Genomic DNA, 12,970 nt, shown 5'->3' on the forward strand with positions numbered 1-12,970 from the left:
AATGGCACAGAATTTTTCCCTGAAAGACCAGTTGTTTAATGCGGACAAGACACGCTATCTCGCCGGTCTGTTCGCCGATGCGGAACCGTCCTTTGATGCGGAGGCGTTTCAGACACAGGTGATGTCGCGCCTGCTTGATCTGGAGTTGAAAGAGCGGATGGCCTGGATCGCGGAATGCCTGGAACAGGCCGTTCCCGGCGATCTGCCTGACGTGGCGCCTGTGATCCTTAGAGCCTTGCCTCCCCCTTTGGACCCCACGAAAACGGATGACGATTTCGGAGACTTCATCTTTGCGCCTCTGGGCGAGTGGGTGGCGTCGACCGGGATGGACCACCCCGAACTTGCGCTGGATGTAATCGAAGAACTGACGCAGCGGTTTTCGATGGAGTGGGCCATTCGTCCGTTTCTGAACCAGCAGCCAGACCTTGTGATCCGGCGAATGCAGGATTGGTGCGGCCATGACAGCTATCACGTGCGGCGTCTGGTCAGCGAAGGGACACGACCGCGTCTGCCATGGGGGCAGGCCGTGGGATTGGAATTGTCGGATCCCTTGCCGCTGCTTGACCGGCTGTATGGCGACACCACACGCTTTGTCACGCGGTCGGTGGCCAATCATCTCAATGACATCACCAAAAAAGACCCCGATCTGGTTCTGAACCGGCTGCGGTCCTGGCAGGCGTCAGGGCGGCAAACAAGGGAAGAACTGGACTGGATGATCGGCCATACCCTTCGGGGCCTCGTGAAAGCGGGCCACCCCGAGGCGATGCTGATGCTGGGTTATGACCCGGACGCCGAGGTTTCTGTTACCATTGAGTTGAACGGAGATGCACGTGTCGGTGATGCGCTGGAGTTCTCGGTTGATATGAAAGGTAACGGCGCGCAGCCCGTTCTGGTGGATTACATTATCCACTTTCAAAGGCCTGGCGGGAAGACGTCACCCAAAGTGCACAAGCTGAAGCAGACGGTTTTGAAGGATGGTGCATTGCGCTTGGACAAGCGGCACAAGCTGAAGGCAGACGCGACCACGTTTAAGCTGGTTCCCGGTCCGCATCGGCTCGAAATACAGGTGAACGGCAAGGTGCGTGCAGGCGTTGATTTCGACCTGTTGGCCTAGATTCGTGTTGGGTCATTGGCGTCGGTATGACCCCCGAACAGGCGGTCGTCGCCCGCGCTTATCGGGCATATTGCGCGCAAGCCTTGTAGTGACGCGGCCAGCAATGTGAAGTTTCACCAAGGCTATATCGAAAAGGTGGACGAGCTGGATCTGGATCGGGGCTCGTTCGTTCTGGACGACCCTCCCATGATCGATACGGGTAACGACCCGGCTGTCTGTGGCAAAACTGACAAGGAAGTCGAGAAACTGGCCGCTGGTCCTGGCGGATTGCACATTTGCAATGACTGTGTTGAAGCCTGCCGATTGATAATGGACGGTACCGATGTGCCCCCAAAGGCGTTCGACCCTGCGACATGGCCCACCGAGCGGCTGATCGGCGCCTTGGCTGCTTTGGATATAACGGCAGAGGCATACAAAGAACATTTGGCCCGCGCCGTCGACGCGCTGCTCGCGCGGGACGTCAGTTGGGCCAAGATAGCCGAACCGCTTGGCATTTCACGGCAATCGGCCTGGGAGTGTTTCAGTTGAGAACCGGTTTCCGGCTTGCGTCAGTGCGGAGTTGCCGGTGGATTTACGTCTATTGCGGGAGGTTCTTATCTATCTGGCAGCCCACAGCAGATCGCTTGCACCCAAGGGGCGGGGTTGGTATCCCCGCCCAAGCCCGATGAATTTGATCGGGAAAGGCAACGGGATCCATCGGTGACAGAGAACGCAGCTCCGCCTCGTCTGGAAATTCGCAACGTAATCCGCCGGTTCGAGGGCCGGGTTGTTGTGGATGATGTTTCGCTGTCCGTGCAGGCCGGAAAAGTGACCTGTTTGCTGGGACCGTCCGGCTGCGGCAAGTCCACCACACTGCGGATGATCGCCGGGGTCGAGATGCAGGATTCCGGCGAAATCTATGTCGACGGGAAACTGATCTGCGACACTGTGTTCCGGGTGCCCCCGGAACGGCGAGAAATCGGGCTCATGTTTCAGGACTTTGCCCTGTTCCCGCATCTGAGCGTTGCCAACAACGTGGCCTTTGGTCTGCGCGGCAGCAAGGATCAAAAACGCGCCCGGGTCGAAGAACTGCTGACCAAAGTGGACCTGATGCGCTTCATCGACGGGTTTCCGCACCAGTTATCCGGCGGCGAGCAGCAGCGCGTCGCGCTGGCGCGCGCATTGGCGCCGCGGCCTCGGATCATGCTGATGGACGAGCCGTTTTCGGGTCTGGACAACCGCCTGCGGGATGGCATTCGCGACGAAACGCTGGCCATTCTCAAGGAAGAGGATACGGCCGTTCTGCTCGTGACCCACGAGCCGGAGGAGGCGATGCGGATGGCGGATGAGATCGCCCTGATGCGCCGCGGCAAGATCGTGCAGCAGGGCGCACCCTACAACGTCTACACCCGCCCCGCCGACAAGGCGGCCGTGGCATTTTTCAGTGATGTCAATGTCTTATCGGCACAAGTCAATGGCGCTTTGGCCGAAACGCCTTTTGGACAGTTTCTGGCGCCCGGTTATCCGGACGGGACAGATGTTGAGATCGTGTTTCGCCCCCAGCACATCAAGCTGGATTTCGACCGCAACGGTAAGGGGCCGCTGCCGACGGCCACCGACGGTGTGGCAGCGCGGGGCGTGGTCGAGCGGGCCCGTTTTCTGGGCAATGAGAGCCTTGTCGAGTTTCGGATGGATTATGACGGTTCGATCCTCAGGGCAACGGTGCCGAACGTCTTTGTCCCAAATCCCGGTCGCGTCATGTGGCTGACCATTCGCCGCGACCGGTGCTTCGTCTTTCCGGTCTGACGGGGTATGCGGCACAGTTTCGGTCCAAGTGGTGCGCGAAAGCCGCAGATTGCACGCGCGCATTGCTTGCCGCAGCACAGGGGGGCGTCTATCAAGGGCGAAACGCGGGGGTAGATCGGGCACATGCGTATTCTTCTGACCAATGATGACGGGATCAACGCCCCGGGACTGATCACGCTTGAGGCGATTGCAGCCGATCTGGCCGGTCCCGATGGCGAGGTCTGGGTGGTCGCGCCCGCCTTCGAACAGTCCGGCGTCGGCCATTGCATCAGCTACACACACCCGATGATGGTGGCCAAGCTGGACGAACGTCGCTTTGCCGCCGAAGGGTCGCCGGCGGATTGCGTGCTTGCCGGATTGCATGACGTGATGGCCGATAACCCGCCCGATCTGGTACTTTCGGGTGTGAACCGGGGCAACAATTCGGCCGAGAACACCCTGTATTCCGGCACTATCGGCGGTGCAATGGAGGCCGCGCTGCAGGGCATTCCGGCCATTGCATTGTCGCAGTATTTCGGGCCGCGCAATCTGGGTGTCGAGGATCCGTTCGAACCCGCAAGACGGTTTGGCCCGGATCTGGTGCGGCGCATACTTGACGCCTCCCCGGTGGAGCAGGTCGATTATCGCTTGTTCTACAACGTGAATTTTCCCCCTGTCCCTGCGGATGAGGTACTGGGAACACGGATCGCGCCGCAGGGCTTTCGCAAGGACACGCGGTTTACTGTCGAGCCGCACAGCTCGCCTTCGGGGCGGCGGTTCCTGTGGATCAAGGGCGGGTATCAGCACAACCCGGCGTCGCCCGGAACGGATGCGGCGGTCAACCTGGAAGGGTATATTTCAGTCACGCCGATGCGGGCGGATTTGACGGCGCATGACGCGCTGGAGGCGTTGAAGTCAATCGAATGAGCGGACGAAACCCGGAAACAGTGATGCAGTTCCTGTTTGCTCTGCGCAAGCGGGGGGTCACGGATGCGCGGGTTCTGGCGGCGATGGAACAGGTTGACCGGGGCCGGTTCGTCACCGGGCTGTTTGCGGACCGCGCGTATGAGGACATGCCGTTGCCCATCGCCTGTGGTCAGACGATCAGCCAGCCTTCGGTTGTCGGACTGATGACTCAGGCGCTGGACGTGCGGCCACGTGACACGGTGCTCGAGGTTGGAACCGGGTCGGGGTATCAGGCCGCGATCCTGTCCAAGCTGGCCCGCCGGGTCTATACGGTCGAGCGCCACAGGCGGCTGGTGAATGAAACCGGCAAGCTGTTCAAAGAGCTGGGTTTGACCAATGTGACCGCGATGTTGTCCGATGGATCACACGGTTTGCCCGAACAGGCGCCCTTTGACCGGATCATCGTCACAGCTGCAGCAGAGGATCCTCCAGGCCCGCTCTTGGCGCAGCTTAAAATCGGGGGTATTATGGTGCTACCCGTGGGACAGTCGGATGCGGTGCAGCAACTGATAAAAGTGACGCGCACCGAGGACGGGCTGGACTATGAAGAATTATCGTCCGTTCGTTTTGTGCCTCTGTTAGAGGGGCTGGGGCGGGATGAGACGTAAAGGACATTTCGGATTGGGCACCGGAACCCCGGCAAAAAGGGGCAGGTGATGAGGACAGAGCAATGAGAGCAGTTTCCAAATCAACAATGCGCCGCTGTGCGACCATTCTGGTGGCTTTGGCGGGTCTGGCCGGGTGCAACGGGCCGCTGGATTATGATCTGCGCGGGCAGATCGGCGGGTTTTCGACCACGCAGGCGGCGCAGTCGGCAACCGCCAGCCGGCCCGCACCGGATGCGCGGGGCGTGATCACCTATCCCACCTATCAGGTGGCCGTCGCGCGCCGGGGAGACACGGTCAACGACGTGGCCGCCCGCGTCGGGCTGCCGGTGGCAGAGATGGCCCGGTTCAACGGTCTGCAGCCCAACGATACGCTTCGCGACGGAGAAGTCATCGCCTTGCCGCGTACAGTGGGCGCAGCCAGCGGGGTGGACATCGCCTCGATTGCCGGAACGGCGATCGATCAGGCGCCGGACACAGGCTCTGTTCAGACATCGACTCTGCAACCTGCCCAGACAACTCCCGCTGCGGCGCCGGTGCCGTCCGGTCCCGAACCGATCCGGCACAAGGTCAAGCGCGGCGAGACAGCTTATACGATTTCCCGCCTGTACCAGGTGCCGGTGGACTCTCTTGCCGAATGGAATGGTCTGGGGCCAGACTTTGCGATCCGCGAAGGACAGTACCTGTTGATACCGGTCAAGAACCAACCCGCGCCGCGTCAAGCCGCTGCGGCCGCGCCGGCCGCCCCGGCGACGGAGGTGACGGAACCGGGTCAGGGCTCGCCGACGCCGACACCGCCCAGTGCAACCCAACCTTTGCCCGACGAAGACGTCCAACCTTTGGCCGAGGCGCCAGAAGCACCGGATGTGACAGCCGAGGCCCCCAGCAACGCGGCAACCTCCGCGCTGTCGCTGCCGGTGTCCGGCAACATCATCCGGACCTACGACAAGGGCAAGAACGAGGGCATTGATATCGCCGCAGCGCCGGGCACCGCCGTCACGGCAGCAGAGGCAGGCACCGTCGCCGCAATCACTGCCGATGCCGACCAGATTCCGATCATCGTTGTGAAGCACACCAATGACCTGCTGACCGTGTATGCGAATGTCGAGGAAATCACGGTGAAGAAAGGCGATCGCGTGCGACGGGGCCAGAAGATTGCCGAACTGCGGGACGGCGACAACGCCTATGTGCATTTCGAGGTGCGCGAAGGTTTTGAATCCGTCGATCCGGAACCCTATTTGCAGTGAGGTCGAAACCGCCCGTTTAGGCGGGTCGCAAACACATGTTTGGGGAAACAGGCCCTGTCAGGCTTGCGGATCGTAGTCGCTCAGCCGTTTGCCGGGCTCGTCTGCGAACAGCTCGGGCAAGGCTGTCACCGCTTCGATCAGGTCAATGCGAAAGACGCGGAACCCGTCTCTGAGCTCGCACCACGCGGTCAATGTCCACACACGGCCCCAATACTCCATGTTCAGGGGTCGGATGACACGGTCGGTCAGCACGCCATCGATCCGGCGGTAGGACAGGCGCAGTTTCTGACGGGATTTGATGGCGGCGCGGATCGGGGCCATATGTGCCAGTCCGCGCGCGGCATCCGCAAATGGATAGACCGCGAATTTCCACGCATCCGCCTCGGCCACCACCTGTGTCGGCAGCACGGCGTCGATCTTGTCGGCAAGGGAGTCTGCGGCCGCCTTGAGCTCGGGGTCGGCAGCTTCGGCCACGATGGCCATACCCAGATTCAGCGCCTCCAACTCGGCCGGGGTCAGGTTCAGGGGGGGCAGGGTGATCTGTTCCCGGACCATGTAACCCACGCCCCGCTCACCCTCAACAGGCACACCTGACGCAACCAGAGTGTCCATGTCGCGGTATATGGTGCGGACCGATACTTCGAGCTGGTCCGCGATGTCCTGCGCGCGGTGCAGTTGACCGTCGCGCAGAATCTGAATGATGTCGAACAGACGGTCAGTGCGGCGCATGGGTTTTGCCGTATTGCGCCGGGCTGAGGGTCATGTGGTCATATTCCATAGCACATGCTCGTGACGCATTTGAACGCTGTCGGATTGGATGGCCGCCATCAACGCCGGGGCGAAATCCTGTTGCGGGAACTGAGCGGCCGCCTCTTGCGCCGCCTGCATGTCCTGCCAGACGACATAATCGGTCCAGCGGCCATCCTCGCCCTGGCTCAACTGGCGGTGTGAGAAACCGCGTGCGTTGCGGACAAAACGTTCCGAGGCCTGGCTGAGCCTCACAAATTCCTCAGGCGTAGTCCCATTGGCCAGAGTAAAGGTGACGATTTCTGCAACATGTGTCATGTGGGTCTCCATAGACAGGGTTTCGATACCGCTGACATAACCGCCTGCAACTGACATAAACCTGTCAGTTGGAAAAATCGAGTCCCTAGAAAAAGCGGAATCACCCAAGATTTGAACGCCAAATTGATCTGGTTCCCTTTTGTGGACGGGTTTTGGGGCGTAAACACGGACCAACAGTCTTAATAGGGCGCGCATCGTGCCGACGAGAAAGGAAACACGAAATGTCTATGATGATGACACCGATGTTCTTGACCAACGTTCCGCCCGTTGGTTGGTTGCTTATCGCTATTGTAATTCTTGTGTTGTTTGGCCGCGGAAAAATTAGCTCGCTGATGGGTGAAGTCGGTAAAGGCATCACGTCATTTAAGAAGGGTGTGAAAGAAGGCACAGAAGAACTTGAAAAGGACGCTTCCGAGTTGGCCAAGGACGTGACGCCTGAGGGCGAAAAAGACAAAGACAAGGTCTAATCCGGGATGTTTGATCTGGGCTTTACCGAGCTTTTGGTCATTGGCATTGTTGCCCTCATTGTGGTGGGCCCCAAAGACCTGCCGGTGCTCTTCCGCAATGTTGGACGATGGCTCGGCAAAGCCCGTGGTATGGCGCGCGAGTTTAGCAGTGCTATGAATGAGGCTGCAGATGAAGCCGGGGTAAGTGAAATCCAGAAAGGATTGAATGCGGCGACCAAACCCATGAATACGGCGGTAGACGGCGTCAAAAAGGCGGCGCAGGACATGGCCAAGAGCATGGATCCCACCAAGTTCGACCCTGACAGCGAAACAGGAAAACTGGCCGCAGAACGGGCCGAACAGGCCAAGAAGGTTCAGGCAACCTCAGCCCGTGCCACAGCCGAGCGTAAGGCCAAGGAAGCCGCTGATGCGCTGGCCAAGGCCGAAGAAGCCGAAGCTGCGCTGAACACTGAAAGCAAAACATGACCAAGACCGACGAGATCGAGGATTCCTCGGCCCCATTGATCGAGCATCTGGCTGAGCTGCGCACGCGGTTGATCCACTGCGTAGTGGCCTTCGTTGTTGGCATGTTTGCCTGCTTTGCTATAGCGACGCCAATATTCAACTTTCTCACCGCTCCGCTTTGTGCAGCATTGATGGAGCGAGGCCAAGACTGTGGACTAATCTTCATTTCGCCTCAGGAAGGTTTTTTTGTTGCGATAAAGGTCTCTTTGTTTGGCGGTTTCATTCTTGCATTTCCCTACATTGGCCTCCAACTCTGGCGCTTCGTTGCGCCCGGGCTTTATCGAACAGAAAAGAATGCGTTCTTGCCTTTCATGCTGGCGTCGCCTTTCATGTTCCTATTGGGGGCAAGCTTTGCCTTTTACGTCGTTACTCCGCTGGCCTATGACTTTTTCTTGAGCTTTCAGCAGTTTGGCGCGGAAGGGGAAGCCGTAGTAGATGACACAAACGGTGCGCCTCTAAGTGTGGTGTTTCAGGGGTCTGCCCAGGAATATCTGAACCTGACGATCAAATTCATCGTAGCCTTTGGACTGTGTTTCCAGTTGCCGGTGTTGCTGACCCTGATGGGTAAGGCCGGGCTTGTCAGTGCAGAAGGTCTCGGAAAAGTAAGAAAATATGCCGTTGTTGCGATTCTGGTGCTGGCTGGAATCGTAACGCCGCCAGACGTGATCACCCAGATCATCCTGTTTGTTGTGGTCTATGGTCTGTACGAGATCTCCATCTTCCTTGTCGCCCGGGTCGAAAAGAAGCGCGAAGAGCAGCTGCGGGCCGATGGATACTATGATGATGAAGAGGCTGAGGCGGACGAAGACCTGATGCAGGAATTCGAAAACGACAAGTAATCCGCATCGCAATCGCGAGAAGGCGCGCCCTTGGTGGGTGTGCCTTTTTCGTTTGCGGCTCTTGTTGTGGCGCGTGGAACATGGTTTGAAACCGGCCAGACAGACCGGAGAAACCGATGGATGACCAAGCCTTGAACCGTATCGCCGACGCGTTGGAGCGCATGGCACCGGCGCCGTTGGCCGCGCCGGATTTCAATGCGGCCCCGGCCTTTGTCTGGCATGTGGACCCGGATCGGCTGACGCCGGTCGAACAGGTCAACCGGGTCGATCTGGACCTGCTGGTCGGGATCAACCGGTCCCGGGACACCCTGCTGGACAACACGCGCCGCTTTGCAGCGGGGTTCAAAGCCAACAACGCCTTGCTCTGGGGTGCGCGCGGAATGGGAAAATCAAGCCTTGTCAAGGCAGTACACGGTACGCTTCAATCGGATTGCCCCGATCTAAGGCTTGTGGAACTGCAGCGTGAGGATATGAGCTCGGTTGCGCGCCTGCTCAATCACCTGCGCGTCGCGCCGCACAGGTTCATCCTCTTCTGTGATGATCTGTCGTTCAGCCATGATGACCAACATTACAAGTCGCTCAAGGCCGTTCTGGACGGCGGCATTGAAGGCCGGCCAGAGAACGTTGTCTTCTACGCCACGTCCAACCGCCGTCACCTGATGCCGCGGGATATGATCGAAAACGAACGGTCCAGCGCCATCAACCCGTCCGAAGCGGTCGAAGAAAAGGTATCCCTGTCCGATCGGTTCGGTCTGTGGCTGGGGTTCCACCCCTGCGATCAGGACGAGTATCTCGCGATGATCGACAGGTATTGCGCTGCTTATGGCGTCCGGGTCGCCCCGGATGTTCTGAGAGCAGATGCCATCGAATGGCAAGCCACGCGCGGCGCGCGCTCAGGCCGGGTGGCCTGGCAATTCTTTGTCGATCTGGCGGGTCGCAACGGGGTGCACATCGCCTGATCCGCAGGCTTCATCTGGCCCAAAATACCTCCGCCGGAGGCATGGCCCGCAGGGCCATTTCACAACTGAGCCAAAACCCGTGCAGCTTCGTCCCGCGGACTTGTGAGGGCCTCCCGATCCTCGCCCGGATGAAACCGCGCGCGTACAGCCGTTGGCATCGGCGCAGGTTCCACGATTGACACGCGCGGACCGGTGTGCGCCGTCTCCGCCGCCCAGCTGCGCGCCAGAGCCATCTGCGCCGCTTTGGTCGCCCCGTATATGCCATAGAACTTTTCACCCGCCTTGGGGTCATCGAAGAACACGGCGTGGCCTGTTTCTCCCAGCAATGGGGAAACATAGGGGATCAGGACCGATGTCGCATTGGCGTTTGTATTCACCGCCTTGGCCCACTCCTTGGGGTCGACAAAATGGGCCGGCGTCAGGGCGGACGTGTGAACGGCGGTGTGCATCCACAGGTCGACTTTACCCCAACGGTCGTGAATTCCGCGACACAGGGTGGCCATCGCATTCGGATCGGTGATGTCCATGGGTGCCAGCGTGGCGGTCCCGCCTTTGGCCTGAATTCGGTCGTCCAGCTCTTCCAGCCCGCCGGTGGTGCGCGCCACGGCAACAACGTGATACTCGGGCACCAGGGCCTCGGCCAACGCCGCGCCCAGCCCGCGCGAAGCCCCGGTGATCAGGGCGATTTTTGTCTGATCTGTCATGGCTGCGGTTTGACGGCCTGCACGCGACGCGTCAAGATGCGATTAGCCGCCGGGAATGGCCATTCGCCGGGTCTGGCCGCTTTGTCGCAGCACGACCCCATGCTCATCAATGGCCACGACGGTGCCCGAGGCGACACGGCTGCCCGTCTTGACCTCTTTCACCCGGCCGGACGACAGGCGCATCAGCGCCCGCAGGTCAGCCTTGGGCCCAAAGATGCCCAGAACAGAGACGGAATTCTTCTTCAACGCGCCCTCTTGCGTGGCCGCGCTTTTGACGGTGGAGTTTGACATGCTGAGTTGCCCGAACACCGTCGGACACCTTGTTTGTGAGTGGTAGCGGGCAGGGGATACCAAACCGGGCAAGGGAACAAAAGATCGCCCGGTACGCCACCGATCAGTGGGATTTAGCGGACCCGGAAGCCATTGCAATTGTGCCGGGTTCTGCCTTGGGTTGTGGGCACAAACCCACCAAAGCCGGGCAGAACTGGAGTTTCAGCGCCCTGTATTGAATGCGGGATTGTTCGGGGGCGATTCGCAACCCCAGCGGTCAGACGCACTGCCCATCCGATGAAACCTGTGAAAAGAGCTCAGCCCGAGACCAGCTTGGCCGAGTTCCATGAACTGCCGACAACCTGCATGTCTTCTTTCTTTTTGCTGACCCGGCGGGTGTTTTCCAGACTGTCCAGATAGCCATCGCTGACGCTGCCGGTGATGTATTTTCCGTCAAAGCACGAACAGTCAAAGGCGTCGATCTCGGGGTTGCCCTCTTTGGCAGCCCAGATCAGGTCATCGAGATGCTGATAGAACAAGGCATCCGCGCCAAGTTCCTTGCGGATGTCTTCGATCTCTTTGCCGTTGGCGACCAGTTCGTGTTTCGTCGGCATGTCGATGCCATAAACGTTCGGGAATTTGACCGGAGGGGACGCGCTGGCGACATAGACTTTCTTGGCGCCGGCCTCGCGGCACATTTGCACGATCTTCTTGATGGTGTTTCCGCGGACAATCGAGTCGTCGATCAGCAGAACATTGTGGTCCTTGAACTCCAGCGGGACGGCGTTCAGCTTGCGCCGCACGGATTTCTGCCGCTCTTCCTGACCCGGCATGATGAAGGTGCGCCCGACATAGCGGTTTTTGACCAGACCTTCGCGGTAGGAGATACCGGTGGCCTTGGCAACTTCCAGCGCGACAGGGCGGGCGCTGTCGGGGACCGGGATGATCCGGTCGATGTCCAGGCCCGAGTCCTGGATCTGCTTCGCCAGGGCCTGCCCCATGCGCATCTGGGTCTTGTAGACCGATACCCCGTCCAGCAGTGAATCCGGCCGCGCCAGATAGACGTATTCGAAAATGCACGGCGTCAGTTGACCCTCAACCGCCTGAAACTCGTGCTTGTTGCCGTTCAGATCGATGAGGATGGCCTCGCCGGGGCGCAGGTCGCGCAGCTTCTCAAACCCGTTGATACCAAAGGCGACATCCTCGGAGGCAAAGGCATAATCATCGCCATCGCCCTGAGCGTCCCGTTTGGCCACCGACAGAGGACGGATGCCGTAAGGATCGCGGAATGCCAGCATTCCGACACCGGCGATCAGGCAGATTACCGAATAGGCGCCCTGAACACGCTCCATCGTCATCTTCACCCCGGCAAAGATGTTGCGGATCGGGTCGGCATTTCCGTTGACCTTGATCGCATCGGCCACCTTGTCGGCGAGTACGTTCAGCAGAATCTCGGAGTCGGACGTGGTGCGCAGGTGGCGGCTGTATTTGCCGGTGACTTTTTCGCGCTGTTCCGCCGTGTTGGTAATATTGCCGTTGTGAACCAGATAAATACCGTAAGGCGCGTTCACAAAGAACGGCTGCGCTTCGGCCGCGCTGAGCGACCCGGCGGTGGGGTAACGGACATGGCCGATCCCGACCTTGCCCAACAGCACCTCGGCATCCTGCGCGTTGAAGACGTCCTTGACCAATCCATTGGCCTTTTTCTCGCGAAAGAACTCACCGTTATAGGTGACGATGCCCGAGGCATCCTGACCCCGGTGCTGGAGCATCAGCAGCCCGTCATAGATTTCCGCAAAGACATCATATGTCCGGCTTGCGATCCCCAAAATCCCACACATGTACGGGCTCCAATGTCTATGACGTGATTGCGCTGAAGGTGAGCGGTCGCCGGGATCTTGCGCTTTGCAAATTTGCGATGGTGCTCGGGATTGTTGCTTTCGTCGACGCCCAAAGGGCGAACATCACTGCGACCAGCGCAAATGAAAACAGAAAGAACAAGACCGGTGGCTCCGATTCCGTGGCGGCTTGGCCTTCACATAATGCCTTACGACGCGGCTGTCATCAAAGGATCACAGTCCAAGCCTGTTGGCGGCGAAATTTTAATCCCGGTGTCGAGAGAGGTGACATTTTCCCTGTCATATGCTGTCATTGTTTTCGTCAGGGGTCTCGGGGCCCAAGGGAATGCACGCGGCAGGTAGCAATGTGGCAAAATAGGCCCGCCCGTAAAAAAGACGAACCCGTCAAACGCCGGTGCCATCGGTGCCGCGGAATGGGACGTGCGCCCTGTCAGATCTGCAATGGATCCGGTGAAGTCGTCAAAACCCGCGATATTCTGGGCAAACCGATCTTCGATCGGTGCGATGGGTGTTTTGGCCTGAAAACCATTCGCTGCACAGTCTGCGGTGGCGAAGGGTTCATGTGAAAAAGCCCGGCTGAGACCGGGCTTTCGAAACTTGGATTGTG

Annotated in this window: 16 protein-coding genes; 11 read left to right on the forward strand and 5 right to left on the reverse strand. The window is 59.4% G+C overall.

The genetic code is table 11. From position 1 onward, the window contains the following. Position 1: 1 nt before the first annotated feature. The 6 genes from ACR3E0_RS09260 to ACR3E0_RS09285 all read left to right on the forward strand — a co-directional run bounded on the left by ACR3E0_RS09260 (position 2) and on the right by ACR3E0_RS09285 (position 5,696). Complete coding sequence (locus ACR3E0_RS09260; RefSeq protein ID WP_480478318.1) at positions 2-1,114, forward strand: hypothetical protein; 1,113 nt, start codon at positions 2-4, stop codon at positions 1,112-1,114. Between the two features lie 105 nt (positions 1,115-1,219). Further along, a complete protein-coding gene (locus tag ACR3E0_RS09265) occupies positions 1,220-1,642 on the forward strand; it encodes a ClpX C4-type zinc finger protein (protein WP_480478320.1) in 423 nt (140 codons plus the stop codon). A 171-nt stretch (positions 1,643-1,813) separates the two neighbouring features. Continuing rightward, complete coding sequence (locus ACR3E0_RS09270; RefSeq protein WP_480478322.1) at positions 1,814-2,899, forward strand: ABC transporter ATP-binding protein; 1,086 nt, start codon at positions 1,814-1,816, stop codon at positions 2,897-2,899. A gap of 123 nt (positions 2,900-3,022) precedes the next feature. After that, on the forward strand, positions 3,023-3,805 hold the full coding sequence (gene surE / locus ACR3E0_RS09275) for a 5'/3'-nucleotidase SurE (protein WP_480478324.1): 783 nt from the start codon (positions 3,023-3,025) through the stop codon (positions 3,803-3,805). Continuing rightward, complete coding sequence (locus ACR3E0_RS09280; RefSeq protein ID WP_480478326.1) at positions 3,802-4,452, forward strand: protein-L-isoaspartate(D-aspartate) O-methyltransferase; 651 nt, start codon at positions 3,802-3,804, stop codon at positions 4,450-4,452. The genes surE and ACR3E0_RS09280 overlap by 4 nt, the downstream gene beginning before the upstream one ends. Before the next feature lie 62 nt (positions 4,453-4,514). After that, complete coding sequence (locus ACR3E0_RS09285; protein ID WP_480478328.1) at positions 4,515-5,696, forward strand: peptidoglycan DD-metalloendopeptidase family protein; 1,182 nt, start codon at positions 4,515-4,517, stop codon at positions 5,694-5,696. A gap of 57 nt (positions 5,697-5,753) precedes the next feature. On the opposite strand, the gene ACR3E0_RS09290 is transcribed toward ACR3E0_RS09285, so the two are convergent. Together ACR3E0_RS09290 and ACR3E0_RS09295 are read right to left on the reverse strand one after the other, a co-directional pair. Then, positions 5,754-6,425 (reverse strand): helix-turn-helix transcriptional regulator, encoded by a 672-nt coding sequence (locus ACR3E0_RS09290; protein WP_480478330.1) that lies wholly within the window; start codon positions 6,423-6,425, stop codon positions 5,754-5,756. Positions 6,426-6,455: 30 nt separating this feature from the next. Further along, on the reverse strand, positions 6,456-6,761 hold the full coding sequence (locus tag ACR3E0_RS09295; RefSeq protein ID WP_480478332.1) for a hypothetical protein: 306 nt from the start codon (positions 6,759-6,761) through the stop codon (positions 6,456-6,458). A 221-nt stretch (positions 6,762-6,982) separates the two neighbouring features. On the opposite strand from ACR3E0_RS09295, the gene ACR3E0_RS09300 reads away from it, so the two are divergent. From ACR3E0_RS09300 to ACR3E0_RS09315, 4 genes are all read left to right on the forward strand, one after another. Continuing rightward, complete coding sequence (locus tag ACR3E0_RS09300; protein ID WP_480478334.1) at positions 6,983-7,228, forward strand: twin-arginine translocase TatA/TatE family subunit; 246 nt, start codon at positions 6,983-6,985, stop codon at positions 7,226-7,228. Between the two features lie 6 nt (positions 7,229-7,234). Next, complete coding sequence (gene tatB, locus ACR3E0_RS09305) at positions 7,235-7,693, forward strand: Sec-independent protein translocase protein TatB (RefSeq protein ID WP_480478336.1); 459 nt, start codon at positions 7,235-7,237, stop codon at positions 7,691-7,693. Next, entirely contained in the window at positions 7,690-8,571 is an 882-nt protein-coding gene (gene tatC / locus ACR3E0_RS09310; RefSeq protein WP_480478338.1) for a twin-arginine translocase subunit TatC, read from the forward strand. The genes tatB and tatC overlap by 4 nt, the downstream gene beginning before the upstream one ends. Positions 8,572-8,687: 116 nt before the next feature. After that, the gene (locus ACR3E0_RS09315; RefSeq protein WP_480478340.1) at positions 8,688-9,530 is read left to right on the forward strand and encodes an ATP-binding protein; all 843 of its coding nucleotides are present in this window, start codon (positions 8,688-8,690) and stop codon (positions 9,528-9,530) included. Between the two features lie 59 nt (positions 9,531-9,589). Here ACR3E0_RS09315 and ACR3E0_RS09320 read toward each other — a convergent pair whose 3' ends face one another. The 3 genes from ACR3E0_RS09320 to purF all read right to left on the reverse strand — a co-directional run bounded on the left by ACR3E0_RS09320 (position 9,590) and on the right by purF (position 12,345). Next, a complete protein-coding gene (locus ACR3E0_RS09320) occupies positions 9,590-10,234 on the reverse strand; it encodes an SDR family NAD(P)-dependent oxidoreductase (protein WP_480478342.1) in 645 nt (214 codons plus the stop codon). Positions 10,235-10,276: 42 nt separating this feature from the next. Next, positions 10,277-10,525 carry a hypothetical protein gene (locus ACR3E0_RS09325; RefSeq protein ID WP_480478344.1) on the reverse strand — a complete coding sequence of 83 codons (249 nt, stop codon included), beginning with the start codon at positions 10,523-10,525 and terminating at the stop codon, positions 10,277-10,279. A 296-nt stretch (positions 10,526-10,821) separates the two neighbouring features. Further along, entirely contained in the window at positions 10,822-12,345 is a 1,524-nt protein-coding gene (gene purF / locus ACR3E0_RS09330) for an amidophosphoribosyltransferase (RefSeq protein WP_480478346.1), read from the reverse strand. 431 nt (positions 12,346-12,776) lie between these two features. Between purF and ACR3E0_RS09335 the strand changes: the two genes are divergently transcribed. After that, positions 12,777-12,929: a hypothetical protein gene (locus ACR3E0_RS09335; RefSeq protein WP_480478348.1), complete on the forward strand. Its 153-nt coding sequence runs from the start codon at positions 12,777-12,779 to the stop codon at positions 12,927-12,929. The last annotated feature ends 41 nt before the right edge of the window (positions 12,930-12,970 follow it).

The organism is Ruegeria sp. AJ12 (assembly GCF_056536245.1).

Bases quoted from the DNA above. Each gene is read 5' to 3' on its own strand.
- ACR3E0_RS09260 (WP_480478318.1), top strand. From the start codon at position 2: ATGGCACAGAATTTTTCCCTGAAAGACCAGTTGTTTAATGCGGACAAG.
- surE (WP_480478324.1), top strand. From the start codon at position 3,023: ATGCGTATTCTTCTGACCAATGATGACGGGATCAACGCCCCGGGACTG.
- ACR3E0_RS09280 (WP_480478326.1), top strand. From the start codon at position 3,802: ATGAGCGGACGAAACCCGGAAACAGTGATGCAGTTCCTGTTTGCTCTG.
- ACR3E0_RS09285 (WP_480478328.1), top strand. From the start codon at position 4,515: ATGAGAGCAGTTTCCAAATCAACAATGCGCCGCTGTGCGACCATTCTG.
- ACR3E0_RS09290 (WP_480478330.1), bottom strand. From the start codon at position 6,425: ATGCGCCGCACTGACCGTCTGTTCGACATCATTCAGATTCTGCGCGAC.
- ACR3E0_RS09295 (WP_480478332.1), bottom strand. From the start codon at position 6,761: ATGACACATGTTGCAGAAATCGTCACCTTTACTCTGGCCAATGGGACT.
- ACR3E0_RS09300 (WP_480478334.1), top strand. From the start codon at position 6,983: ATGTCTATGATGATGACACCGATGTTCTTGACCAACGTTCCGCCCGTT.
- tatB (WP_480478336.1), top strand. From the start codon at position 7,235: ATGTTTGATCTGGGCTTTACCGAGCTTTTGGTCATTGGCATTGTTGCC.
- tatC (WP_480478338.1), top strand. From the start codon at position 7,690: ATGACCAAGACCGACGAGATCGAGGATTCCTCGGCCCCATTGATCGAG.
- ACR3E0_RS09315 (WP_480478340.1), top strand. From the start codon at position 8,688: ATGGATGACCAAGCCTTGAACCGTATCGCCGACGCGTTGGAGCGCATG.
- ACR3E0_RS09320 (WP_480478342.1), bottom strand. From the start codon at position 10,234: ATGACAGATCAGACAAAAATCGCCCTGATCACCGGGGCTTCGCGCGGG.
- ACR3E0_RS09325 (WP_480478344.1), bottom strand. From the start codon at position 10,525: ATGTCAAACTCCACCGTCAAAAGCGCGGCCACGCAAGAGGGCGCGTTG.
- purF (WP_480478346.1), bottom strand. From the start codon at position 12,345: ATGTGTGGGATTTTGGGGATCGCAAGCCGGACATATGATGTCTTTGCG.
- ACR3E0_RS09335 (WP_480478348.1), top strand. From the start codon at position 12,777: ATGGGACGTGCGCCCTGTCAGATCTGCAATGGATCCGGTGAAGTCGTC.